The organism is Rhodococcus sp. JCM 9793 (assembly GCF_055380405.1).
Genome location: NZ_AP043721.1, coordinates 1,403,364 through 1,426,342, shown reverse-complemented (window position 1 = coordinate 1,426,342; position 22,979 = coordinate 1,403,364). Strand labels below are relative to the sequence as shown.

Annotated in this window: 23 protein-coding genes; 12 read left to right on the top strand and 11 right to left on the bottom strand. The window is 65.4% G+C overall.

The annotated features are described in order from the left end of the window. Nucleotides 1-3: 3 nt before the first annotated feature. The 4 genes from ACZ46K_RS08905 (at nucleotide 4) to ACZ46K_RS08890 (ending at nucleotide 3,745) form a co-directional block, all read left to right on the top strand. Entirely contained in the window at nucleotides 4-1,125 is a 1,122-nt protein-coding gene (locus ACZ46K_RS08905) for a flippase-like domain-containing protein (RefSeq protein ID WP_054805390.1), read from the top strand. Between the two features lie 107 nt (nucleotides 1,126-1,232). Continuing rightward, nucleotides 1,233-1,787 (top strand): YceI family protein, encoded by a 555-nt coding sequence (locus ACZ46K_RS08900; RefSeq protein ID WP_054805392.1) that lies wholly within the window; start codon nucleotides 1,233-1,235, stop codon nucleotides 1,785-1,787. Nucleotides 1,788-1,830: 43 nt separating this feature from the next. Further along, complete coding sequence (locus ACZ46K_RS08895) at nucleotides 1,831-2,211, top strand: DUF3054 domain-containing protein (protein WP_464747727.1); 381 nt, start codon at nucleotides 1,831-1,833, stop codon at nucleotides 2,209-2,211. Between the two features lie 67 nt (nucleotides 2,212-2,278). Next, a complete protein-coding gene (locus ACZ46K_RS08890; protein WP_464747725.1) occupies nucleotides 2,279-3,745 on the top strand; it encodes a peptide MFS transporter in 1,467 nt (488 codons plus the stop codon). Between the two features lie 38 nt (nucleotides 3,746-3,783). Here ACZ46K_RS08890 and ACZ46K_RS08885 read toward each other — a convergent pair whose 3' ends face one another. From ACZ46K_RS08885 to ACZ46K_RS08875, 3 genes are all read right to left on the bottom strand, one after another. Beyond that, the gene (locus tag ACZ46K_RS08885) at nucleotides 3,784-4,521 is read right to left on the bottom strand and encodes a sulfite exporter TauE/SafE family protein (RefSeq protein ID WP_464747723.1); all 738 of its coding nucleotides are present in this window, start codon (nucleotides 4,519-4,521) and stop codon (nucleotides 3,784-3,786) included. Nucleotides 4,522-4,581: 60 nt separating this feature from the next. Beyond that, nucleotides 4,582-6,255 (bottom strand): NTF2-like N-terminal transpeptidase domain-containing protein, encoded by a 1,674-nt coding sequence (locus ACZ46K_RS08880; RefSeq protein WP_464747721.1) that lies wholly within the window; start codon nucleotides 6,253-6,255, stop codon nucleotides 4,582-4,584. 83 nt (nucleotides 6,256-6,338) lie between these two features. Beyond that, entirely contained in the window at nucleotides 6,339-8,150 is a 1,812-nt protein-coding gene (locus tag ACZ46K_RS08875; protein WP_464747719.1) for a penicillin-binding transpeptidase domain-containing protein, read from the bottom strand. 231 nt (nucleotides 8,151-8,381) lie between these two features. On the opposite strand from ACZ46K_RS08875, the gene ACZ46K_RS08870 reads away from it, so the two are divergent. After that, a complete protein-coding gene (locus ACZ46K_RS08870) occupies nucleotides 8,382-9,968 on the top strand; it encodes an ATP-binding cassette domain-containing protein (protein ID WP_464747717.1) in 1,587 nt (528 codons plus the stop codon). A 156-nt stretch (nucleotides 9,969-10,124) separates the two neighbouring features. Here the strand turns inward: ACZ46K_RS08870 and ACZ46K_RS08865 are convergent, their stop codons facing one another. Both ACZ46K_RS08865 and ACZ46K_RS08860 read right to left on the bottom strand, forming a co-directional pair. Then, on the bottom strand, nucleotides 10,125-10,835 hold the full coding sequence (locus tag ACZ46K_RS08865) for a TetR/AcrR family transcriptional regulator (RefSeq protein ID WP_464747715.1): 711 nt from the start codon (nucleotides 10,833-10,835) through the stop codon (nucleotides 10,125-10,127). Nucleotides 10,836-11,007: 172 nt separating this feature from the next. Beyond that, on the bottom strand, nucleotides 11,008-12,234 hold the full coding sequence (locus ACZ46K_RS08860) for an acyl-CoA dehydrogenase family protein (RefSeq protein WP_464747713.1): 1,227 nt from the start codon (nucleotides 12,232-12,234) through the stop codon (nucleotides 11,008-11,010). Between the two features lie 125 nt (nucleotides 12,235-12,359). On the opposite strand from ACZ46K_RS08860, the gene ACZ46K_RS08855 reads away from it, so the two are divergent. Then, nucleotides 12,360-13,406 carry an energy-coupling factor ABC transporter permease gene (locus tag ACZ46K_RS08855; protein WP_464747711.1) on the top strand — a complete coding sequence of 349 codons (1,047 nt, stop codon included), beginning with the start codon at nucleotides 12,360-12,362 and terminating at the stop codon, nucleotides 13,404-13,406. Here ACZ46K_RS08855 and ACZ46K_RS08850 read toward each other — a convergent pair. Further along, nucleotides 13,360-13,959, bottom strand: a complete 600-nt coding sequence (locus ACZ46K_RS08850; RefSeq protein ID WP_054805389.1) for a TetR/AcrR family transcriptional regulator — start codon at nucleotides 13,957-13,959, stop codon at nucleotides 13,360-13,362. The two genes, ACZ46K_RS08855 and ACZ46K_RS08850, sit on opposite strands and share 47 nt — an antisense overlap. On the opposite strand from ACZ46K_RS08850, the gene ACZ46K_RS08845 reads away from it, so the two are divergent. From ACZ46K_RS08845 to ACZ46K_RS08820, 6 genes are all read left to right on the top strand, one after another. Continuing rightward, nucleotides 13,949-14,107 carry a putative leader peptide gene (locus ACZ46K_RS08845; protein WP_464747709.1) on the top strand — a complete coding sequence of 53 codons (159 nt, stop codon included), beginning with the start codon at nucleotides 13,949-13,951 and terminating at the stop codon, nucleotides 14,105-14,107. The two genes, ACZ46K_RS08850 and ACZ46K_RS08845, sit on opposite strands and share 11 nt — an antisense overlap. A gap of 99 nt (nucleotides 14,108-14,206) precedes the next feature. Then, nucleotides 14,207-14,722: a DUF4242 domain-containing protein gene (locus tag ACZ46K_RS08840; protein ID WP_464747708.1), complete on the top strand. Its 516-nt coding sequence runs from the start codon at nucleotides 14,207-14,209 to the stop codon at nucleotides 14,720-14,722. Nucleotides 14,723-14,729: 7 nt separating this feature from the next. Continuing rightward, nucleotides 14,730-15,776, top strand: coding sequence for a hypothetical protein (locus ACZ46K_RS08835; protein WP_054805388.1), 1,047 nt, complete (start codon nucleotides 14,730-14,732; stop codon nucleotides 15,774-15,776). After that, nucleotides 15,752-16,492 carry an ABC transporter ATP-binding protein gene (locus ACZ46K_RS08830; RefSeq protein WP_054805387.1) on the top strand — a complete coding sequence of 247 codons (741 nt, stop codon included), beginning with the start codon at nucleotides 15,752-15,754 and terminating at the stop codon, nucleotides 16,490-16,492. Before ACZ46K_RS08835 ends, ACZ46K_RS08830 begins: the two co-directional genes overlap by 25 nt. Then, nucleotides 16,489-17,655 carry an ABC transporter substrate-binding protein gene (locus ACZ46K_RS08825; protein ID WP_464747705.1) on the top strand — a complete coding sequence of 389 codons (1,167 nt, stop codon included), beginning with the start codon at nucleotides 16,489-16,491 and terminating at the stop codon, nucleotides 17,653-17,655. Before ACZ46K_RS08830 ends, ACZ46K_RS08825 begins: the two co-directional genes overlap by 4 nt. Next, nucleotides 17,652-18,458: an ABC transporter permease gene (locus ACZ46K_RS08820; protein WP_464747703.1), complete on the top strand. Its 807-nt coding sequence runs from the start codon at nucleotides 17,652-17,654 to the stop codon at nucleotides 18,456-18,458. The genes ACZ46K_RS08825 and ACZ46K_RS08820 overlap by 4 nt, the downstream gene beginning before the upstream one ends. Before the next feature lie 8 nt (nucleotides 18,459-18,466). Here ACZ46K_RS08820 and ACZ46K_RS08815 read toward each other — a convergent pair whose 3' ends face one another. Genes ACZ46K_RS08815 through ACZ46K_RS08795 form a run of 5 tightly spaced genes read right to left on the bottom strand, consistent with a single transcriptional unit; the run spans nucleotide 18,467 to nucleotide 22,924 of the window. Then, nucleotides 18,467-19,069 (bottom strand): phosphatase PAP2 family protein, encoded by a 603-nt coding sequence (locus ACZ46K_RS08815; RefSeq protein ID WP_054805386.1) that lies wholly within the window; start codon nucleotides 19,067-19,069, stop codon nucleotides 18,467-18,469. Nucleotides 19,070-19,089: 20 nt separating this feature from the next. Then, the gene (locus ACZ46K_RS08810; protein WP_054805385.1) at nucleotides 19,090-19,557 is read right to left on the bottom strand and encodes a nitroreductase family deazaflavin-dependent oxidoreductase; all 468 of its coding nucleotides are present in this window, start codon (nucleotides 19,555-19,557) and stop codon (nucleotides 19,090-19,092) included. A gap of 4 nt (nucleotides 19,558-19,561) precedes the next feature. Continuing rightward, nucleotides 19,562-20,437 carry an alpha/beta fold hydrolase gene (locus ACZ46K_RS08805; protein ID WP_464747700.1) on the bottom strand — a complete coding sequence of 292 codons (876 nt, stop codon included), beginning with the start codon at nucleotides 20,435-20,437 and terminating at the stop codon, nucleotides 19,562-19,564. Continuing rightward, complete coding sequence (locus ACZ46K_RS08800; protein ID WP_464749271.1) at nucleotides 20,427-21,074, bottom strand: TetR/AcrR family transcriptional regulator; 648 nt, start codon at nucleotides 21,072-21,074, stop codon at nucleotides 20,427-20,429. Before ACZ46K_RS08800 ends, ACZ46K_RS08805 begins: the two co-directional genes overlap by 11 nt. Beyond that, nucleotides 21,074-22,924: an N-acyl-D-amino-acid deacylase family protein gene (locus ACZ46K_RS08795; protein ID WP_464747698.1), complete on the bottom strand. Its 1,851-nt coding sequence runs from the start codon at nucleotides 22,922-22,924 to the stop codon at nucleotides 21,074-21,076. Before ACZ46K_RS08795 ends, ACZ46K_RS08800 begins: the two co-directional genes overlap by 1 nt. Between the last annotated feature and the right edge of the window lie 55 nt (nucleotides 22,925-22,979).

Sequence of the window (22,979 nt, the reverse complement as noted above, 5' to 3'; positions counted from 1 at the left end):
CGAGTGGCGCAGCCGCATGAAGACCGATCTGGCCCCGACGCTACACCGCGACGGGGCCGCCTTCGGTGGATCAAATGGGCGTCCGCAGTCGCGTTGATCGCACTCCTCGTCGTCGAGGGGATCTACCTCTGGCCCTCGATGAGCGAATCCTGGCGAGCCCTGACGGAAATGCACTGGGGTTGGGTCGCGGCAGCGGTGGTCGCGCAACTCCTCTCACTGAGCGCGTTCGCAGGACTCCTCCGCAAGGTGCTGCGTGCGGGCGGAGTTCAGGTGAGTCTGTCTCGGTCGACCTCGGTGGTCTACGGGAGTACTGCGATGGCGGTGACCCTCCCCGCCGGCCTCGTCTTCTCGACGGCGTTCACCTATCGGCAGACGCGCCGCTGGGGCGCGACGCCGGTGGTCGCGTCCTGGCAGCTCGCGGTGTCGGGGGTGGTGTCCACCGCCGCTCTCGCCGCGCTGGGGGCGGTGGGCGCATTCGCCGTCGGCTCGTCGATGAGTCCCGTCACCTTGCTGCTGTCGATCACGGTGGCCGGTGCACTGCTCCTCGGCCTGCGGTACGTCGCGCAGAACCCCTCGTCGGTCAAGACCTTCGTCACGTGGAATCTGGAACGTTTCAACCGGCTGACCAGAAGATCGGCCGACGCCGGGATCGACGCTTTCGAACGCGCCCTGTCGCAGCTCGAAGCGGTACAGCTTCGTCGACGGGACATGCTGGCCGCGGTCGCGTGGTCGGGCCTGAATCGCGTGTTCGACATGATCTGCCTCGGATTCGCGTGCTGGGCGGTCGGCGGCACACCCTCATTGGCAGGCCTGATCATCGCCTTCACCGCGGCGAAGGCAGTCGGCAGCGTTCCGCTGGCACCCGCAGGTCTCGGATTCGTCGACGGCACGCTGATCGCAACGCTCACCGCGGCGGGACTGAGCGCGTCGCAGGCCCTCGCCGCGGTGTTCGTCTACCGGGCGGTGAGCGTCGTGTTCGTCGCGGTGATCGGGTGGACCACCGTCGCGGTCCTGTATCGCGGGGCGAGTGCCGGCACGGAGATCGATCCGGTCGCCGAACGCAGCACCCCCGGCACGGACAGCACAGTGCACGGTGCAGAGCGCACCGTTCTTCAGCCCGAATGAATCCGTTCACGAAAAAGTAGTTGCGAACTCAACTAGATTGTGTCATGCTTCTTTCGTAAGAAGTTGAAGGTTCAATGAACAACTGGAACAACCCACAGGAGCGCCCCATGACCGCCAGCACCGCCACCCTCCCCGGCCTCACCGCAGGCACCTGGGCAATCGACCCCGTCCACTCCACCGTCGGTTTCTCCGTCCGTCACCTCATGGTCAGCAAGGTTCGCGGCACCTTCGAGAACTTCTCAGGCACCATCGTCGTCGCCGAGGACGGCACCGCGACCGCGAATGCCGAGATCCAGGTCGACTCGATCAGCACCAAGAACGCCGACCGCGACGCACACATCAAGTCCGCCGACTTCTTCGACGCCGAGCAGTTCCCCGTCGCGACATTCACCAGCACGGGTGTGCGCGCCGACGGCAGCGACCTCGTCCTCGCAGGCGACTTCACGCTGCGCGGCGTCACCAAGCCGATCGAGCTGAAGCTCGAGTTCAACGGCGTCAACCCGGGCATGGGCCAGGGCGCAGTCGCGGGCTTCGAGGCGACCACCGTGATCAACCGCAAGGACTTCGGCATCTCCATCGAGATGCCCCTCGAAGGCGGCGGAGCAGTCCTCGGCGACAAGATCACCCTGAACATCGAGATCGAGGCCCTTCAGCAGGCCTGACGCCTCTGGCCGGGCCCACTCGCACCAGGGATACCCTGGACGCGTGAGAAGGTACGCACCCGCGCTGGTCATCGACGTCATCCTGGTCATCGTCTTCGCTTCACTCGGGCGATCCAGCCATGACGAAGCACTCGACCTCGTGGGCCTGGCCGGAACGGCATGGCCGTTCCTCGGAGGACTCACCATCGGATGGTTCCTCACCGCATGGCTCCGCCGCGACAAGTTCGACGCCTACGCTGCCGTCCCGACGGGGCTGGTTCTGTGGGTGAGTGCACTCGTCGGTGGAATGCTGCTGCGCGCCCTGACCGGTCAGGGCACTGCGACGGCCTTCGTCATCGTCGCGACGCTGTTCCTCGGTGCCGTGCTCGTCGGATGGCGCATCATCGCACAGGTCATCATCCGCCGTCGTGTGAGCGCGGGATGATCACGAGCACACGATGGTCGGGCCGAAATCGGCCACACCGAAAGCGTGTCGGTGCAACAGTGACGTCATGAGCGACACCGTACCGACCTCCGAGATCAGGACCGACCACCGGTTCTTCGGACAACCGCTCCCCCTCGCCAACCTCTTCGGTGTCGAGATGTGGGAGCGGTTCTCGTTCTACGGCATGCAGGGCATCCTGATCTACTACCTGTACTACTCGGTGGCAGACGGCGGGCTGGGCCTGAGCCAGGTTGCGGCCACCTCGATAGTGGGTGCGTACGGTGGCACCGTCTACCTGTCGACCATCGTCGGCGCCTGGATCGCCGACCGCCTCCTCGGCGCTGAACGCACCCTGTTCTACAGTGCCGTACTCATCATGTTCGGCCACATCGCGTTGGCGATACTCCCCGGGTTCGTCGGGGTCGGGGTGGGCCTGATCTGCGTCGCCTTCGGCAGCGGCGGACTCAAGGCGACCGCCACCTCGATGGTCGGCGATCTGTACAAGGAGAACGACGACCGCCGCGACGCCGGATTCTCGCTCTTCTACATGGGTATCAATCTCGGTGCCCTCGTCGGACCGCTGCTCACCGGCTTCATGCAGACCCGGTACGGCTTCCATTGGGGTTTCGGTCTGGCTGCGGTCGGAATGTTCCTCGGTCTCGCGCAATACACGATCTACCGCAAGCAATTCGGCGACATAGGCAAGACACCACCGAATCCGCTCCCGGCCGATCTCCGGCTGCGGGTTGTGGGCGGAGCAGTACTGGCCATCGTCGTCGTCGCAGTCCTTGCGACCACCGGCGTCATCACCACCGGGAACATGTCGGACATCGTGGTCGGGCTGACGATCTTCGCGGCAGTCGTCTATTTCGCCGTCATTCTGACCAGCAGACATATCACGCCGGTCGAACGCAGCCGGGTGTGGTCGTTCATTCCGATGTTCCTCGCCAGCGCCGTGTTCTGGTCGCTGTTCCAGCAGCAGTTCACGATGGTCGCGGTGTATTCCGACACACGCTTGAACCGCTCCCTGTTCGGCTGGGACTTCCCACCGTCATGGGTCCAGTCCATCAACCCGGTCTTCATCATCATCTTCGCCGGCGTGTTCGCCGCAGTGTGGACGAAGCTCGGGCCGCGGCAACCGTCGTCGCCCATCAAGTTCGCGTGCGGCACGATCATCATGGGCATCGCATTCCTGTGCTTCATCCCGATGGCCGGTGGCGGCGCCAACAGTGCACCGCTTCTCGGCCTCGTCGGCATCCTGCTGCTGTTCACCCTGGCCGAACTGTTCCTGTCTCCCGTCGGCCTGTCACTGACGACCAAACTCGCGCCCAAGAACTTCCACACGCAGATGGTCGCCCTGTTCTACCTGTCGGTCGCGCTGGGCAGCGCCTTGGCCGGCACACTCGCCGGGTACTACAACGACGACACCGAGGTGTCGTACTACCTGTGGATCGGCGGCGCTTCGATCGCCGTCGGCCTGATCCTGATCGCACTCACTCCGCGGATCCGGAAACTCATGCACGGCGTGCACTAGTGACCCGAGGCCCGTATTGAAGCACCTGAAGGATCGAATCAACCGAAGGCAAGCCATCCGGCGAGACCGAAACCTGCGATGGCCACCGCGACCCGCAGCAGCGTCGGGGGGATCCGCTTGACCAGTGGTGGACCACACCAACCACCGGCGAACGCACCCACCGCCATGGCCGCCGCGGCGATCCAGTGGACCGGGCCGAAGAACGCGAAACCGATCGCCGCGACCAGGTTGGCGACGCCGAGCAGGTAGCTCTTGAGGATGCTCGCACGCCAGATCGACTCGGACGTACAGATCAGAGTGAGGGCGAGGAAGATGACGCCCGCGCCCGCCCCGAAATAGCCCCCGTACACCGCGACGACGAACAGGGCAGCAGCGAACACCCGGGGAAGATCACGCCCACCGGCAAGTTCCCGAATCTTCGGCTGCAGCAGCAGGGCGAGCGACGCGAACGCGACGAGAAACGGCACCGTGGCCTCGAACGACCCGGCCGGCGCGACGAGGAGCACGACCGCGCCCGTCAGACCACCGAGAGCCGCGTACGCCGTCCACCTCCACACCCGCGGGCCCGTGTCGACCACTTCACGAGCAGAGTTGCTGAGCGCACCCACGCCTACACCGACCATCGCGACGGTGTTGGTGACGTTCGCGGCGACCGGCGACAACCCGACCGCAAGTAACGCGGGGTAGGACACGAGCGACGCGAGACCGGTGACGAACCCGACGACGCCGGCGAAGAACCCGGCGACGACGAGCAGCAGTGCATCGACAATCGTCACGATGTTCGAACGTACCGGTACCGGGTCAGGGGCGCTGACCGGCGCCGGTGCACTCCAGGATCACGCAGGCGGCTTCGCCAATTCGGTGAGGAATCGGTCGGCCATCCTCACTGCGCGGTCGCCACCATCGGCGTCGGCAACGAACACCGCGAACGCCACGTCGCCGGTGTAGCCGAAGAACCAGCGGTCATCGCCGGCAGCGGCGGCGATCCCTGCTAGGCCCGGATGCCCCTTCAAGAAGGACGCGGGACCGTTCTGCACGTTGTCGATCATCAGCCCGCGCAGAGCGTCGGTCACGTGCGCCGGCAACGGCTCGGGTGCATCGGTGACCGACGCCGGCTGACCCTGCACGAGCATGGGCGGGGGAGCTTCGCCGCGCGCGATCGACGCGGCGAGCAATGCGGCACCGAGCGGGCTGACGAGTGACTCGTCGTCGCCGTCGCCGGTGAACTGCACCACCCCGGACCTGCCGTGCCCGATCTGTGCGGTCTCGAATTCGAAGCCCGGCACCGAGTACCCCACGCCGAGTCCGAGGCGACGCGCGGTATCGGCCAGATCGTCGGTGCTCACCGAATCGGGAGCGACACCGCGGTCGAGTCCTGCCGCCAACCGCACGGGATCGAAGACGGAACCCGCCGAGTAGAGGCCTCGGGTGGCCACTGGTCCGAGTTCCATGGCCTGGTTGTTGACGTCTGCGGCGAGGATCCCACCGGTCGACGGCTGGATCGCGACGAGCGCCGCGGGAGTACCTACGGTGACGACGGCTTCCTTGGCTGCGAGCTGCACGTGCGAGTCGACGGTCGCCGTCAGATCCGGAGGCGGGGGCCCCTGGAACCCTGCGACCTGGATCGGCCCCTGTTCTGGGTCTTCGAGTGTCACGGCCCACCCGGCGGTGCGGTCTCGTTCGAGCTGCCACGCCGAACGGAGCGAATCGAGCAGCGGCGTCGAGACCCTCCGGTCTGAGCTGATCAGCGTGGGTGTCTTGATGACCTCGACACCCGGGACGGCAACGATGTCGTCTTCGAGGAATTGATAGTCCTGGTCGCGGAGTTTGACCGCAGTGATCCGGGCCCCGGGATCGGCGGCGAGCCTCTCCTGCATGAGCTCGGAGGTGATGACGGGCGCGACGGGGGCGAGGACCTCTGCAAGCCGTGTCGAGCTGGCGACAGGATCGGGCATGAGCGCGGGGTTGAGCACGACCGCATTGATGGTCTGCTCTTCCATCAGCGGATTTCCCGCACGATCGAAGATCTTGGGCGGTGCGGCATCCGTGCGCACGTGGTGGACGGTCCGGCCCGCGAGGTCGGGCACGACCACATCAGGGCTCCACGACACGCGCCAGCCGACGGCCAGCTTCCGGACGGAACCGTCGACCTGGTAATGCCAGTCCTTGTTCTCCCCGAAGTTCCAGTCGGCAGTGAGTGTGAAGTACCCGGAGTCCGCGTTGAGCTCGACGAGCTGGGTGACGTCGTAGTCGACGCTGCCGTCGGAAAGACCGTCGAACATCTGTGCGAGCACCGGTTCGGCGGCGTTCGGGTACGAGGTGAGTTCGGCGGCGTCGCCGGGTTCCCGGTCGTTGAGTGCCCCGACGAAATCGTCGACCAGGATTTCCGCATCGCTGCGCGGGTCGTTGAACACGAAGGTATTCAGACCCACCGCCGCGGCCACGGCCACGGCAGCACCGAGGGCGACAGTGCGAACGCCTCGACGGCGCTGCCACTCTCGAAATCCCATACTCCCCAACCTTCACTCCAGCAACACCGGCCACAAGCACGAGTCGTCTACGATGCGATCACGATTGCGCTACATCCGAGAGTTCACCTCCCCAGCCACTCTCCGGCCGCCTCCACCGCGGGGGCCGAACTGTCGGCACCTGCGACGAACACAGCGAACGCAAGGTTATCCTGCGCGCCGATGAACCAGCCGTGTGCCCCGCCCACATTGTCGGCTGCTCCGTTGTTGCCACCGTACTCTGCGGTTCCTGTCTTTCCGATGAGTTCGGGAAAGTCGCTCAGTGCGCTCGCCGTACCGTCGGTTACGGTCTCTCGCATCATCGTTCGCAGTGCGGCGAGTGTGTCTGCAGGGGCTGGTGCGACCTCCTGATCGGCCGTCGCGGGCTGCCCCTCGACGATCGTCGGCAGCGGTGTCTTCCCACCCGCGACCGACGCGGCGACGAGCGCCATCCCGAAGGGCGATGCTGTCACCTGTCCCTGCCCGATCGCACCCTCGACGCGCGCTGCCCCCGACTCCATCGGGGGGACGCTTCCGGTGACGGTCACGAGACCGGGCGTGATGTAGTCGACGCCGAGTCCGAACTGCAATGCGGCATCGGTCAGCGCCGTGGGAGGCATATCCACGGCGAGTCCGGCCATGGTGGTGTTGCACGAGTTCGCGAATGCAGCGTGCAGCGGTACCTCACCGAGGTCGAAGCTCTCGTCGTTCGGAATGGTCCGGTCGCCGATCGTCGCGACCCCGGGGCACGGAAGCACCGTGTCGGGTTCGGCGAGCCCCGCCTGCAGCGCCGCCGAAGTGGTCACGACCTTGAACGTCGAACCCGGTGGATACAGGCCGGTGAGCGCGACCGGGCCCTCCAGATCGGCTGCGGCGTTCTGCGCGACCGTGCGTACCGCGCCGTTGTCGGCATCGATCCCGACGATCACCGCCGGCCTGTCGAACGACGCGAGCGTGGCTTCCGCCCGAGCCTGCAGATCGGGGTCGATGGTGGTGTACAGGTCGGGGGCCTCGGTGGGGTCCACACCGGCGATCGATCGAACCGTGCCGTCCATGGCCACCGACTGCACCGCCCAGCCCGCGGTCGCGGTCTGATTCTCGTGCCACATCTCGTCCAGGCCCGACCACACAGGTGACGACAGATCGCGGTTGACGGTGAGCAGCCGCGGCTGCGGCGCGAGTGTGACACCGGGCAGCGCAGCAAGCCGCTCCTCGATGGGAGCCAGATCCACTTCGCGCAGAGCCACCGCAGTCACCGGCGCGCCGGCCGACTTCTCGAGGTCGGCAGCAAGGAAGTCCGCGGTGATCGTCGGCGCAGCCGAGGCGAGCAGAGGCGCGACCGCTGCGGGGTCGGCGGACGAATCGAGGTTCACGAGCGTCACGATCTGCTCGCTCATCAGCGGTTGGCCCGAGCTGTCGAAGATCGTCGGCGGAGTGCCCGTCGTCGGGGTGTAGCGCAGCGACGTGCCGGCGCTCAGCTCGGGAGCCAACACGGTCGGGTCCCATCGGACCCGCCATCCGTCGTCGTCATCCGATTCTTCCGCCGTATCTTCGAGCGCGGAGCCGGTCGTGCGATACGACCAGTCCTTTCCCTCCCCGAAGTTCCACGACACATCCAGGTCGAAGGTGTCGCCGTCGCCGATACCCGCAACCGTCACGGTGGGATCATCGTTGCCGAGCCCCTCGAACAGATCCGAGATCGCTTCCTGCGCGGCAGCGGGATCCGTGGTGAGCGCGGCAGCGGACGCTGCGTCGCCGGTATCCAGAGCGGCGGCGAACTCTTCGGCGACGGTGTCGGGCTGATCAGGTCCCGTGGCGCAACCGACCACGCCGAGGGTGAGAGAAGCCGCTGTCACGAGCGTGACCGTCCGTCGACCGATATGCATGGTCACGATCATGCCGGAGATCGGAGAACGGCGCCGCTGACCGATGCCACGATCCGGTGAACTGTGCGACAACCGAACTGTGTGGCGGCCCACAGGGAATCAATTCGCTTGCGCGACCGCCGACAGTGCCCTTATCGTGGAGTTCGACTTTGTTCCCGGCGTTCGGAGAAGGCATTGCTCCTGTAGAGGTTCTCGACCCACCGCACGATACGTGCGGGCCGTCTCTTACCTCCAGGAGCTTTTATGTCTGTACCCATTTCTGCATCCAACAGTGTCACGCTGTCCGCTCTCACATACGAGCATCCCGACGGCACCCGCGTCTTCGACGGTCTCGACGCGACGTTCACCGTCGGCCGCACCGGTCTCGTCGGACGTAACGGAAGCGGCAAAAGCACACTGCTGCAGCTCATCTCAGGAAATCTGACACCCGCACGCGGATCGGTGACGACATCCGGACGAGTCGCATACCTGCCGCAGGACATCACCCTCGATCCCGCCGTGTCGGTCTCCACCGTCCTCGGTATCGACACAGTGCGAACAGCGCTGCGGCGAATCGAATCCGGAGACGGGACCGGCGACGACTTCGACACCGTCGGTGACCGCTGGGACGTCGAAGAGCGTGCACTCGCAACCGTGCATCGGCTCGGCCTCGATCGAATCCTGCACGACGAAAGCGATTTCGATCGCACAGTTGGGACGCTCTCAGGAGGGGAGACCGTCCTGCTCGGACTCACCGCGCGGCTGCTCGCCGAGCCCGGAGTCCTGTTGCTCGACGAGCCGACCAACAATCTCGACACGGCCGCTCGCGAACGCCTGCAGGATGCTCTCGACCGTTTCCCGGGGACCGTGATCATCGCAGGTCACGATCGCGACCTACTCGATCGGATGGACACGATCGCCGAAATGCGGGACGGCAGTCTCCGCATGTTCGGCGGTGGCTTCAGCGACTACGAGCAGATCATCGAAGCCGAACAGGAGGCGGCTCAGGCCGCGGTCCGGGACGCGCGCAGCGATGTTCGTCGGCAGGCTCGCGAGCTCGCCGCCGCGCATGTTGCACTCGATCGGCGAGCGCGCTACGGCAAGAAGATGTTCGAGAACAAGCGTGAGCCGAAGATCATCATGAACATGCGCAAACGACAGGCACAGGAGGCCGCAGGCAAGTATCGCCGCGAGCACGAGGGAAACCTCGAATCCGCCCGGGCCCAGCTCGATCGGGCACAGGACTCGGTGCGCAACGACCGCGAGATCCGCGTGGACCTGCCCGACACCTCGGTACACCCGGGACGGCGGATCGCCGAGGGGCCGCTCGAGATCGTCGGACCGGAACGCATCGCGGTGCGCGGACCCAACGGTTCGGGCAAGACGACACTGTTGGGCCGGATCGTCGACGCCGGGCCGCTGGTGCCGTATGCACTGCTCCCCCAACGACTCGACATCTTCGACGACACGACATCGGTGGTAGCCAATGCCGAACTGCGCGCACCGCACCTCCCTCCCCAGGAAGTGCGGGCACGCCTGGCACGTTTCCTGTTCCGCGGGACCGACGCCGACGTGCCCGTGGGAGTCCTGTCCGGCGGTGAACGGCTCCGCGCCGCGTTGGCCATCCTCCTCGCTGCCGATCCCGCTCCGCAGTTGCTGATCCTGGACGAACCGACCAACAACCTGGATCTGCCGAGCCTCGCGCACCTGACCCAAGCCTTGCGGGCGTTCGAAGGCGCGCTCGTGGTGGTGTCCCACGATGAGCGATTCCTCGACGAGATCGGAGTGACACGGTCGGTTGTCCTAGGAGACGCGGACGTTCCGGACGAGTGCGCAAGACTGGACGGGTGAGCTACGCGGCCAATCCTGCGGACGGCACGCGCATCGCGTTCTCGTCTCGGCCTGCCCTGTCGGGCGACGCGAACGCACCCGCGTTGATGCTGGTGCACGGCAGCGCACTGTCGTCGGCGGTGTGGCGAGAATTCGTGAACGACTCCTGGATCCCGGTCAGACACCCAACGGTTGGGCCGACTGCGAGATGACCGACTCCACCAGTGCGCTGATCATCCGTTTCATCACTTCGGTCGAGTCCGGGACCGACAGGCCCACGACGTCGCGCAGCGAGACCCAGGTGGGCCACGTCGATGCGATGGCAACCGCCTGGACGATCTGAACACGTGCCGTGTCGTCGGCTCGACTGAACTCACGAGCGAACAGCATCCGCACTTCGATCTCCGCTCGCTCGAGATAGCCGTGACGGTTGCGTTGCAGCTCTTCCGAGAACGGCGCCCGAACCTCCGCCGATCGCGAGAAAGGCGCGATGTACTCGAGCGCCTCGGCACGTTGCCGGCAGTACCGGTCGATGCGTTCCGCGAGAGGCAGACTTGGATCCACCGGTTCGTGCGCGTCGTCCTGACGACGCATCAGCTCGGCCCCCGTTGCCGAGAAAAGCGTCTCCAAGTCGCCGAAGTGACCCCACAATGATCTCAGTGACACCCGTGCCCGCTCGGCAATCTGCGCGCCGGTCGGTTTGAGCTCACCGTCGCGGATCAACGCGATGTGCGCGTCGATGACCGCTTGGCGCGTACGTTCGGCGCGTGCCGACCGGCCGTCGATACTGATCGGCGTGGTCGGCCGGTCGTCGAACCGGATTATCGGCCGGTCTCGCGGCCCATTCTCTCCCCCGTGCATCTGATCCTCCCCGATACTTGTGCACATCAGTTAATAGTTATCACCGGTTGCAGGTAAACCACCCCCGGCCTATAGGCCCACGTGCCAAGATATGCGAAGACACCGAGCGATTACCACTACCCGGTATTCGTCGGCGCGGTTTTTGTGTTATCAACCGAACCTGAAACTGCGGGAAATCAGCACGAAACAGTCATTCCGGTCAATCTGCCAGGAGCCCCTTCGCGATGTGGGTCACCTGGATCTCGTTGCTCCCCGCATAGATCATCAGCGACTTCGCGTCGCGTGCGAGTTGCTCGACACGATATTCAGCCATGTAGCCGTTACCACCAAAGAGCTGCACCGCCTCCATCGCGACCTCGGTGGCAGCGCGCGACGAGTACAGCTTCATCGCCGACGCCTCCGACAGGCTCACCGGCTTCCCGGCCTCCGCACGCTCGATCGCGCTGAACACCATGTTCCGCACGTTGATGCGGGCGATCTCCATCTCGGCGAGCTTGAGCTGGATGAGCTGGAACTGAGAGATCGCGGTACCCCACAACTTGCGCGACTTCGCATACTCGGTGCACAACGTCAGGCACTGCTCGATGATGCCGAGCGACAGATACGCGATTCCGATGCGCTCGGCGGCGAACGATTCCTTCGCGCTGCTCTTGCCGTCACTCTTCCCGCCGTCCTCGGTTTCCCCGAGCAGACGATCGCGGGTGATACGCACGTTGTCGAAGAACAACTCGCCGGTGGGGGAGGAATTCATACCCATCTTCTTGAACGGCGGACCCTGCGTGAGACCCTCCATCCCCTTGTCCAGTACGAACGCGAGAACCTTGCGGTCCCGTCGGTCGATCGTTGCGTCGCCGTCATCCAGCTTGGCGTAGACGATGATGACGTCGGCATACGGGCCGTTGGTGATGAAGGTCTTCTGCCCGTTGAGGATGTAGTCGTCGCCGTCGCGGCGCACGGTCGTCTTCATCCCGCCGAAAGCGTCGGACCCCGAATCCGGTTCGGTGATGGCCCAGGCGCCGACCTTCTCGAAGGTCACCAGTTCGGGAAGCCAGCGCTTCTTCTGCGCGAGAGTGCCGCGACCCCGGATCGTGCCGGCAGTGAGCCCGAGGCTCACACCCATCGACGCGACGAGTCCCAGGCTCACGCCCGCGATCTCGATGTTGAGCAGTGCCGCCATGCCCGGCGACCCGCTCATTCCCCCTCCGCTTCCGGACGAGCTCTCGCCCTTCCCCTCCTTCGCGAGGGCCCGTTCGAGGGATTCGCGGGCCATCTCGTCGATCCCGAATGCGGCGTACATCCTGCGGATGATGTCGAACGGCGGGAGCTCACCGGACTCGAGCTCGTCGACGTGGGGACGGATTTCCTTCTCGATGAATCCGCGCAGCGCATCGCGGAACATGAGGTCTGTGTCGGACCACTCGTACATGAACGAAATATAGAACATGTTCCTGTTTGTGTATACGGTCGACACGGAACCCGACCTGACGAATGTCGCTCGGTAGTGCGTATCCGGCGCTAGCCTTACGCCCACGAACGTGAGATGGGGGCATCGTGATCGTGGACACCCTGACCGTAGACAACATGGCCCTGGATACCTTGGCCATGCACATGAGCGACGGACTGATCACTCCGCGTGCATCGGTGTTGTTCTACGTCGTCGCCGTGATCGGCGTCGCGCTTGCCGCATGGCGCGCACGCACCGAGCTGACCGAAAAATCTGCCGCGACGGCTGCACTCGTGACCGCACTCGTATTCGCGATGCAGATGATCGACGTACCTGTCCTGCCCGGAGTGAGCGGCCACGTCCTCGGCGGCACTGTGGCGGCACTGCTTCTCGGTCCCTTCGCCGCCGCGCTGTGCCTGACGTTCGTGCTCACCGTCCAGGCATTCGTATTCGCCGACGGGGGCCTCACCGCCCTCGGAGCGAACACCACCGTCATGGCGCTTGCAGGGGTCGCCGGCGGATACGGAACCGCCATCGCTCTTCGCGCAGCCTTTGCCCGTCACAACACCGCCCGTCACAACACGTTGTCGCCTACCGCACACACCTTCACCGTGGCATTCATCGCGGGCTGTGCGTCGGTGTTCGCCGCGGTCACCGGGTCCGTGGTCGTCTACGCGATCTCCGGCTCAGCGCACATGCCGCTGTCGACACTCGCGTACCTGTACGGCGCCCACGCGCCGGTCGCACTCCTCGAAGGTCTCGTCACCGGGGTGGTCGTGGTCGCCGCAGCGGGCGCGGCACACACACGCCTCGTGACTGCGCTCGGTCTCGCCGCATTCGGCGTCGCGGGCGTGCTGTCCACATTCGCCCTGTCGACCTTCACCGCCGGCACACCCGACGCGCTCGAAGCCGCCACGCTGCGAGGGTGCGACACCACGCAGACTCCACCGATCGGGGACTGCATGGCCCGAGGAGTTCGGGAGCATCGCCTCGCGGGCAGCGCCCTGGCCGACTACACGGTCGGAGGTCAGGCTGGTTCGACCGGAGCCGCCGGCACGATCGGGGTACTCGCGACCATCGCGGTCGCCGGCACCGGATTCCGTGCGCTCACGCGTCGGAGTGAGCCTGTCGTGCGTCTCGAGCTGCCCCGATGAGTTCCGCAGCGAGGTCGCGGCCGCGGCGGATCGGCTCGGTCGAGTGTTCGAACTTCGAACCGGCGAGCGCCCCGTCGTAGATCAACTGCACACGGTCGGCCACGAGGACCGAATCTACGGCGCCTGCCCGATCGAGCAGTGCCACAAGAGTGTCGAGTAGCCACTCGCGATGCGCCAGGACCGGCTCGATCCGCTCTTCCGGGAACTCCGTGGCCGCGTTCGCGTACTGGCACCCCCGGAAGTTCTTGCCCGGCGCCGAGGCGAGCGCGAGGTCGAAGAAGGTCAGGACTCGGTCAACGGGGTCGTCGATATCTGCGACTGCGTCGTTCCATCGGGTGCGATCGCGATGGTCGAGGCGGTCCAGGTAAGCATGGACGAGACCGTCCTTCGAGCCGTAGGACGAGTACAGACTCGCCCGTGCCACACCCGCTTCGGCGAGGATCCGATCGATACCCACTGCGCGGATACCGAGCTCGGCGAACAGTGCGCCGGCGGTATCGAGGAGTCGTTCCGCGGGCGGTCGCTTGGCGAGGGGTTCGACTGTGGTGCGCACGCAGAAAAGCCTAACGGATCGACGCGATAGACAGATCGTTCTATCTGGATGTATCGTGGCACCCGTGACACGCTGTCTTCTGACCCGTCGCCTGCACGTGGATCTCGTGCGGGTGACCGGTGCTGCGTGTTGTCGTTTCATTCGCTGACCGGCTCACGTTCCGCCTCGCTCGTCGCCTCCTGACGTACGCCTGCGCACAACCGTGCCGTCAGCACCCCCCACCCAGCTCCACCTCGGAAGGTGACCCATGTCGCTGTATCTCTACGAACTCGTACCCACCGAAGGTCAGGCCGAGACCGCCATCAAGGCATTCGGCGACGCAGTCGTCGCCGGCGGCGGCGAACTGATCGAATCGCAGGTGACCTCCGGCGGCACGCGCATCTTCGCTGTCGCCGAGTTCAACGCATGCCGCGCAGCACAGCTCGAGGCAACCACCCTCGACGTCGCAGAAATCGTGGGCCCCAACGAAGTTCGACTAGTCGGCGCCGAGCTCGACCAGATCAAGGCCGCGCGTCCCGAGGCCGGCTACCTCGTCGAGTGGGACATCCCCGACACCATCGACATGGAGACATACCTCGCGCGCAAGAAGGCCAACTCGCCGAAGTACGCGAACGTCCCCGAGGTGAGCTTCCTGCGCACCTATGTCCGCGAGGACATGGACAAGTGCCTGTGCTTCTACAACGCTCCCGACGAGGACGCCGTCGTCCGCGCTCGCGATGCCGTCAGCACCCCGATCGACCGTATCCACTCCCTCGAAGGATAAGTACCCGATGACCGCGGCCATTCAGAACCCGAACGAGCAGCTCGACACGATCGCCGAATTCGTACGCGACCGTGCCGCCGCTCTCGATCGCGGTGAGACCGACATCCGCACCGACCTCGCACGCATCGGCGAGCTCGGCCTGCTCGAGAACGGGCTCGGCGGAAAGTGTCTCGACCACATGGTCGCGGTCATCGACGGCATCGCCGCAGAATCCCTCACCGTCGGGTTCTCGCTGTGGGCTCAGCGCATGACACTCGAATATCTGGACCGCGCACCGGAACACCTCCGTGCGCGGTACTGTGACGAGCTCGCATCGGGTCGGCGTGTAGGCGTAACTGCCATGGCGGCCGCGCTCAAATACCTTGCGGGACTCGGCGAACTCCCGCTCGTCGCGGAACGCACCGACGACGGACTCACCGTCTCCGGACCGATCCACTGGGCTTCCAATGTCTTTCCGGAATCACTCATCGTCTTTCCTGCACGCACCGCCGACGGCGGACACGTCATCGCCGTAGTACATGCCGATTCACCGGGCATCCGCATCAATTCGTCACCCGAACTGCTCGCGCTGGGTGCCACCTCGTCGACGTCGATCGCATTCGAGAACGTCCGGATTCCTGCTTCGGACGTCATCTCCGGAGACCTCACCGAATTCTGCGGCGCCATCCGCCCGACCTTCCTGTTGCTGCAGACTTCGTTCTGCGCGGGCATCACCCGAGCATCTCTCACGGAGGCGTCGGCGCGCCTGCACGGTCTCGGTGAGCAATTCATCGACGAATACCAGGTCCTGACACAGCAATACGAATCACTTCGAGATCGGCTGTACCGATTCGCCACCGCACCGTCCACGGTGTCCGGGGCAGATCTGATCCGCCTGCGCCTCGACGGCTCGGTCGTCGCAGTGGCCGCGACACGTCTCGAAGCGACGCTGCGCGGCGGCGCCGGATACGCTTCCGCGAGCGCAACGAACAGGCGCTTCCGCGAAGCCGCGTTCCTCCCCATCCAATCCCCCTCGGAAGGACAGTTGCGATGGGAACTCTCGAAGTTCGAGTAGCGGGCGCCTACAAGAGTTTCGCGGGCCGACACGAACCGGTCCTGCAGGGACTCGATCTCGACGTCCCCACCGGCGAGTTCCTCGTCCTGCTCGGCAGCAGCGGTAGCGGAAAGTCGACACTGCTGCGGATCATCGCCGGTCTCGATCATCTCGATCGCGGAGAGATCGACTGGCCGAGCACCGACGGTGACACCCGCCCGCACACGGGTGTGGTGTTCCAGCAGCCGTATCTCATGCCGTGGCTCACCGTTCGCGAAAATATCGCGCTGGGCGGACGTTTCAAGAATCATCGCGATCGTTTCGACATCGCGTACGCCGATGAACTGCTCGCCCGGTTCGGATTGTCCGGCCTCGCCGGCTATTACCCCGATCAGTTGTCGGGCGGGCAGGCACAGCGTATCGCCGTGATCCGCGCGGTCGCGGTGCGTCCTCGCCTGCTGCTGCTCGACGAACCGTTCAGCGCACTCGACCCCGCGACACGCTCCGATCTGCAGGCGTGGCTCGGCGACCTCGCCCGCGACCTCGCCTTCACTACGGTGCTGGTCACCCACGACATCGACGAAGCGCTTCGCCTCGCCGACCGGATCGCATTGTTCGGCCGAGGTGGCACGGTGCGGCAGCAGTGGCGCATCGCCGACGTCAACCAGGACGAACGGGCACCGCTGCGCACGGAGATCCTCGAGCACTACCGCGATTCGTCGCTGACTCCATCGTGAACGGGAAACTGACGCGGCGAACCCTGATGCAGGGTGCGCTCGGAATCGCCGCTGCCGGTGGCGTGTTCGGTGCAGCCGACCTTGTGCGTACCGCCGCGACAGACCGCACCAACACCACCGGGCAACTCCGCATCGGATACCTACCGATCACCGACGCAGCGCCGCTGCTCGTCGCGCACGGCGCCGGACTGTATCCGAACGGCATCGTCGACAGCGCTCGACCTGTGCTGTTCCGCAGCTGGGCGTCGCTCGCAGAAGCATTCGTCAGCCGGCAGGTCGACGTCGTGCACCTGTTGATGCCCCTCGCCGTCCAATTACGCTATGGCCTGGGAAGTTCCGCCCGAATTCTCGGCTGGAACCACACCAACGGTTCCGCGCTCACCGTCGCCCCGCACATCACCGACCTCGGACAGCTCGCGGGCGAGACGATCGCGATCCCATTCTGGTGGTCGATCCACAACATCGTCGTTCAGCAGTTGCTGCGCGAACACGGTCTGACCCCCGTGGTGAGGCAGGCGCCGTCGAAATCCGCGCGCACCGTCGGCCTCGTCGTCATGGGGCCGTCCGATATGATTCCTGCCTTGGCCAACGGCTCGATTGCGGGATTCACTGTTGCGGACCCGTTCAACGCCGCCGCCGAACTCCGCGGCGTAGGTCGGATCCACCGCTTCCTCGGCGACCTGTGGCGCGATCACGCGTGCTGCGCGTTCCTCGTCCACGAGGACGTCATCGAAGAGAATCCTGCGGCGGTGCAGTCCCTGACCGATTCGGTGGTGTCCGCCCAGCTGCAGATCGGGGCAGATCGTCCGGGCGCCGCAACGATGCTCTCCGATCGCTATCTGCCGCAGCCGCTTCCCGCGATCACGACGGCCCTGACCTATCCGGGGCGCGACGCCGACACCCGGCATCCGCAGTGGGCGCCTCAGCAGATCGGGTACCAACCCTTCCCGTTCCCCAGCTTCACCACCGCGCTGGTCGAGGCGATGCACGGCACGGTCGTCGACGGCAACACCGACTTCCTGTCGCGGATCGACCCGGCGACAGTGCACCACGATCTCGTCGACGACCGGTTCGTCCGCACGTCGCTGACCCGAATCCCCGGCACCGACGCCTTCGGGCTACCAGCAGATCTCACCCGCATCGAGGAGGTCGACCCCACGTGAGCACCCCGACCCGGTCCGCCCGGAGTCTCCCGCTCCTGCCGCAGACCATCGCGATCGTCGTCGCCGTCGCCCTGTGGTGGCTGGTCACCACAGTCGTCGCCGGACCCGATTCGATCGTGCGCGAATTCGCGCCGCAATATGTGGGACCGGCCATCGTGGATCTGTTCACCCGCGGCGTGCTGCTTCCCGACATGCTCGCGAGCCTGTGGCGGCTTCTCGTCGGATTGCTGATCGCCGCGACATTCGGCATTCCACTCGGGCTGCTGATCGGACTCAACCCGGTCGTCGAGCAAGCAACCATGCCGGTCATGCAGTTCCTGCGGATGATCTCACCGCTGTCGTGGGCTCCGATCGCGGTGGCGCTGTTCGGAATCGGTCACCAGCCGGTGTTCTTCCTCATCGCAGCGGCGGCCATATGGCCGATCGTCATCAACACCGCGGCCGGCGTGCACGCGATCGATCCAGGACACCTCATGGTGGCCCGATCCTTCGGCGCGACACGTGTCGAACTGCTCACCACAGTAGTGCTCCCCTCGATCCGCTCCCAGGTCCAGACGGGTCTGCGGGTCGGGCTCGGAATCGCGTGGGTCGTACTCGTGCCCGCCGAGATGCTGGGTGTGCGTTCGGGGCTCGGCTATCAAATTCTCAACGCACGCGATCAGCTCGCCTACGACCAGGTGATGGCCGTGATCGTCGTGATCGGCTTCCTCGGGTTCTGGCTCGATTGGGCTGCGCGGCACCTGCTCCGCGAGCGCCGCACACCGATTCGTATGGAGGACGCCGACGCGCACCAGCCTGTGTGACGGCGGCGCTAGGCGATCGAAGCGTAGGCCGCTCCGGCGACCACAGCTCCCGCGACCGCGCCGACAATGACCTGGCCACGTGTGTGATCACCGAGATGAACCCGGGACCAGCCGATCAGGGGCGTGGACATCAGAGCCAGTAGCCACCACGGCGACAGCGCAAGAGCCAGCACAACGGTAACGCCCGCCGACACACCGGTATGGACACTGACCTTCCAACGCCCGATGCTCGTGATGGCCCCCGCGGCTACCAGAGTCACGAGACCCGCCGACGTGAATCCGACCAACTCGATCGGCGCATCGGCCATGATCAGAACAACGAGCGCACCCACAACCACTGCCAGAATCGCAACGATCAACACGTGACGCTCGTCGATCTCTGTGACGTGGTGGTCACCGATCTTCGCTCTGCGCATCCCGCCGAGGATGAAGGCCATCGGCACGACGCCCGAGCACACTGCCACGAAGATGCCCCATCCAGGGCTGCCCACAGAGATCCCCAGGACCATCGACGACACGATGTTGATGACCCAAGGCGCACCGACTTCGGTCAGCGCTCGGGCGACTACATCAATCGTGGTCCCGCGTTCGGCCACACCTGTATCCGTCATGAAGTCCCCCGCATATCCACTTACTTCGGCATCAGGACGAACACGGGTATCTGGCGTTCGATCCGTTCGGCGTACAGATCGTAGTTCGGCCACGTCGCCACCAGCACTGCCCACAGCGCATCCCGTTCGCTGCCTTCCGCGGTCCGCACCGAAACCGCGGTATCTATCCCACTGAACCGCACCGACGCCTCGTCTGCAGCACACAGGTTGAGCACCCATGCGGGCGGTGCGGGATTGCCCCAGTTGGATCCCGCGACCAGCCAGCCGCCGCCGTGCGGCATGCACAGCAGCGGGGTCGTGCGTGGCACACCGGTCTTCCGACCGGCGACCGTCAGCATCAATTCCGGTAGTCCCGTCGCCGTCAGGAGTGTGAATCGGCCGCGCGTCAGTTTCTGGATCGCGCGGTCCACCCCGACGATGACGCGGGCGTAGCGCGGCAACCATGGCTGGGCACCCAGGTGGACGGCCACCAGGCGAAGCGGGTTCACAGAGTCAGCGACCCCACCCGGCGAGCACGGTCCGGGCCGCCGTGACCAGGGCCAGTGGCTGATCGAACATCGGGTGGTGCCCGGCGGCAGGCAATTCCACCATCGTCGCGGCGGGTCCGAGTTGCTCGCGAATCTGCGTCAGCAACGGTTCCCGGATGATGCCGTGTTCGCACCGGAAATATGTGAGCGGGCAGCCCTGACGCAGCACCTCGAGGCTGCGGCGAGCCTCTCGGCCCATCCGCAGGTTGTCGAACTTCCACGACCAGCCACCGTCGACCTCTTTGAGCGACGTACGGGCGATATGGTCGAACACGTACGGTTCCGCCTGCTCTTGGGGCGGAACGAGCCGGAATCGCGCGACTGCAGCATCGACGGACGGGTACACCTTCGGCGGACCGCTGTTCGCGACCGTCTTGGCACGCATCTCGAGTTCCTCCGGCGTCATGTCACGGATCGGAGAGTCGAGAATGACGACACCTGCCAGCCGATCGCCGTGCAGTGCAGACGTCACGAACGAGACGATTCCGCCCATGCTGTGACCGACCAGGACGGGCGGGCCGGAAATACCGCCGTGCTCGGCCGCGCCCAGGACCTCATCCGCCCAATATTCGAGGCTGTACTGCTCACGGTGGTCGCTGTCGCCGTGCCCGCTCATGTCGAGCGCGACCACGCGGCGACCGACCGCCAGCTGCGGCCCGATGTGGTCCCACCAGCGCGAATGCGCCATACCACCGTGGACGAGGACTACGCCGGGCGTGCCGGCTTCACCCCACGCACGGTAAGAGATCGTCGCCCCCGACACCGTGTACTTGCCGGTCTCGACGGGCGCAGCAAGCGCGTCGACGAACCACTGCGGAGCAGAACCGTTCTCATCGCTCATTACTCGAACTTATGCGAAGTGTGACGCCCACCAAAAATTGGGCCAGAAATTCGACCCGCGGGTCCTCCTGTTCGGGTTGTGCATGCACAGTCGCGACGAGTGCTTCACCATCGAAGAGGTGGACGAGGGAAAACAGAATCATGTCGAACTCGCCGGGTTCGAATCGCTCCGCGATGGGCAGTGAGCGAGCGAACTCGGCGATCGCGGCGTGGTAGCGCGCAGCCATGGGTGCAAGGTGTTCACGCAACCGCACGTCGGTACGAGCGGCCCCGAGCAGTTCGTACCACGCCGCGTTGATGGGTGCCCTCGTCGCCTTACGGAGCAAGATCAGGCACGCACGTACGGTCTCGATGCCTACCGGGTCGGCGCCAGTGTCTCCGAGCAGCTCGAGCCCGGCCCGGAAGTTCACGAACTGCCGGCTTCTGACCTCGTCGGCAGCCGCGACGATCACATCCAGTCGTGTGGGGAAATGGCGGAAGACTCCGCCCGACGACACCCCGGACCGCGAACAGATCTCACCGATCGTGGTGGAGGAATAGCCCAGTTCGGCGAGCGAGGTGATGGTTGCGTCGAGAATCCGTCCGATGGTTTCCTCGCGTCGCTGCTGCTGGGTGCGGCGAGCGGGAGCCGGGATCATCACGACGGGCGGGCCACCGGAGTTGCTCGCGCCGGCGCCGGGCCCCGCTCCTCGACACCCGCGCGCAGGAACCGCCCGGTCCCGACGGTGGTCCCGTAGCCGGGCACGAAGCTGCCCTCCCGGAACACCACCTTTCCTGCCACGGCGGTCGCGGTCACAGCATCGTCGTTGCGGTTGACCATCCGGCTCAGACCACCGAATTCGTCCATCGTCGCTTCGTGATACGCGTCCACATCGCCGTTGAGCCCGTCCGGGTCGATCACCACGAAGTCGGCGCGGTCGCCCACTCTCAGGCGCCCCGCGTCGATCCCGTAGAAATCACCGAGTTCGCCTGTGAGCTTGTGAATCACTTCCCCGAGTGGCATCACCGGGGTTCCCCGCTTCTCGTTCTCGTGGATGCGGCGCAGTAGGCAGATTCCGAAGTTGTAGAAGGCCATGTTGCGCAGGTGCGCACCTGCATCCGAGAACCCGACGGTGACACCCGGGGTCCGGATCAATCGGTTCGCGACCCTCTCTCGGTCGTTGGCGATCACGGTGTGCCACCGGAACTTCCGTCCGTGTTCGACGACCAGGTCGAGGAAGGTGTCGACGGGGTGGAGTTTCCTGCTGCGCGCGACGTCGCCGATGGAACGGCCTACGAGCGACTCGTCGGGACATTCGGTGATCCGGGTGTCGTCGAAATCGCGGTGCCACACGCGCGGGGAGAACTTCTTCTCGAAGTCCTGGCGGAACCACCGCCGGTAGGCCTCGTCCTTCAACAGATCGTTGCGGCCGAGTTCTTCGTTCAGATGTAGCGCAGCACGACCCGATCCGAACTCTTCGAACACCACGAGATCGATGCCGTCGGAATGGACTTCGAATGTGGTCGGCAGGTGTTGCCAACGGAACATGCCCTTGCCGATCCGATTGGCGGCGTAGGCGATCGGGCCGAAGATCCGGTTGACCCACCGCTCGGCCTTGGTATCGGCGGCGGCCAGCACCGACGCCTTCATCGGCCGCCGTCCGAGGCCGGTACTCGCGAGGGCGAAGAAGGCGACGTCGTACTTGGTGTTGAGGTTCGGGACTGCTTGGAGTACGCGTCCACGGCGACGCAGAATGCGATGCAGCCGACGGAATTCCGACCACGATGCATGAGTCGAGGGGAGCGTGCGGGAACGGTAGCGGTCGCCGTCCATCTTGTCCCACGGGTTCGTCATCGTGGAGACGCCGAGGAACCCGGCGTCGAGCGCCTCGTTCACCTTGTCGTCGATCGCCGCAAGCTCGGAGCGGGTCGGCCTGCCTGCCGGCTCGGTGGATCGCCCGAGCCCCATCACCGACGCCCGGACGTCCGAATGACCGATGAACGCAGTCACGTTGGGGCCCAGCGGCATGTGATCGAGGGCCTCGACATACTCGCACGGCGAAGTCCACGTTCTCGTGGATTCCAGTGCGCGCAGTACATGGTCGCGGGGCAGCGCCTCGACTCGACTGAACAGATCCGCCCCGTCGAGCGCGTTGACGTAGACGGTCGACAGCGAGCAGTTGCCCATGAGCACGGTGGTGACCCCGTGTCGCACGGACTCCGGCAATCCCGGCCCCACAAGCACTTCCGCGTCGTAGTGCGTGTGGGTGTCGACGAACCCCGGCATCAACCACTTGCCGTGCGCGTCGATGACGTCGGTGTCGGGGCCGACGGCCAACTCGTCGGCAGTTGCAATTGCGACGACACCGTCGCGGATTCCGAGATTTCGCACGACGCCGGGAGCGCCCGTTCCGTCGAACCAGAGTCCGCCGCGCACGACGACGTCGTATACATCTATGTCGTATACATCCTTGTCGCCTTCATGAGTGTGATCCACACCACCAGTCATGCCGAGAGCGTAGACCCAGATAGAGGATGACCACTCTCGAAGTTCACTCCGTTAT

Coding starts and splice junctions, on each gene's coding strand:
- ACZ46K_RS08900 (WP_054805392.1), top strand. CDS start 1,233: ATGACCGCCAGCACCGCCACCCTCCCCGGCCTCACCGCAGGCACCTGG.
- ACZ46K_RS08890 (WP_464747725.1), top strand. CDS start 2,279: ATGAGCGACACCGTACCGACCTCCGAGATCAGGACCGACCACCGGTTC.
- ACZ46K_RS08880 (WP_464747721.1), bottom strand. CDS start 6,255: ATGGGATTTCGAGAGTGGCAGCGCCGTCGAGGCGTTCGCACTGTCGCC.
- ACZ46K_RS08875 (WP_464747719.1), bottom strand. CDS start 8,150: ATGATCGTGACCATGCATATCGGTCGACGGACGGTCACGCTCGTGACA.
- ACZ46K_RS08870 (WP_464747717.1), top strand. CDS start 8,382: ATGTCTGTACCCATTTCTGCATCCAACAGTGTCACGCTGTCCGCTCTC.
- ACZ46K_RS08865 (WP_464747715.1), bottom strand. CDS start 10,835: ATGTGCACAAGTATCGGGGAGGATCAGATGCACGGGGGAGAGAATGGG.
- ACZ46K_RS08860 (WP_464747713.1), bottom strand. CDS start 12,234: ATGTACGAGTGGTCCGACACAGACCTCATGTTCCGCGATGCGCTGCGC.
- ACZ46K_RS08840 (WP_464747708.1), top strand. CDS start 14,207: ATGTCGCTGTATCTCTACGAACTCGTACCCACCGAAGGTCAGGCCGAG.
- ACZ46K_RS08835 (WP_054805388.1), top strand. CDS start 14,730: ATGACCGCGGCCATTCAGAACCCGAACGAGCAGCTCGACACGATCGCC.
- ACZ46K_RS08830 (WP_054805387.1), top strand. CDS start 15,752: ATGGGAACTCTCGAAGTTCGAGTAGCGGGCGCCTACAAGAGTTTCGCG.
- ACZ46K_RS08815 (WP_054805386.1), bottom strand. CDS start 19,069: ATGACGGATACAGGTGTGGCCGAACGCGGGACCACGATTGATGTAGTC.
- ACZ46K_RS08805 (WP_464747700.1), bottom strand. CDS start 20,437: ATGAGCGATGAGAACGGTTCTGCTCCGCAGTGGTTCGTCGACGCGCTT.
- ACZ46K_RS08800 (WP_464749271.1), bottom strand. CDS start 21,074: ATGATCCCGGCTCCCGCTCGCCGCACCCAGCAGCAGCGACGCGAGGAA.
- ACZ46K_RS08795 (WP_464747698.1), bottom strand. CDS start 22,924: ATGACTGGTGGTGTGGATCACACTCATGAAGGCGACAAGGATGTATAC.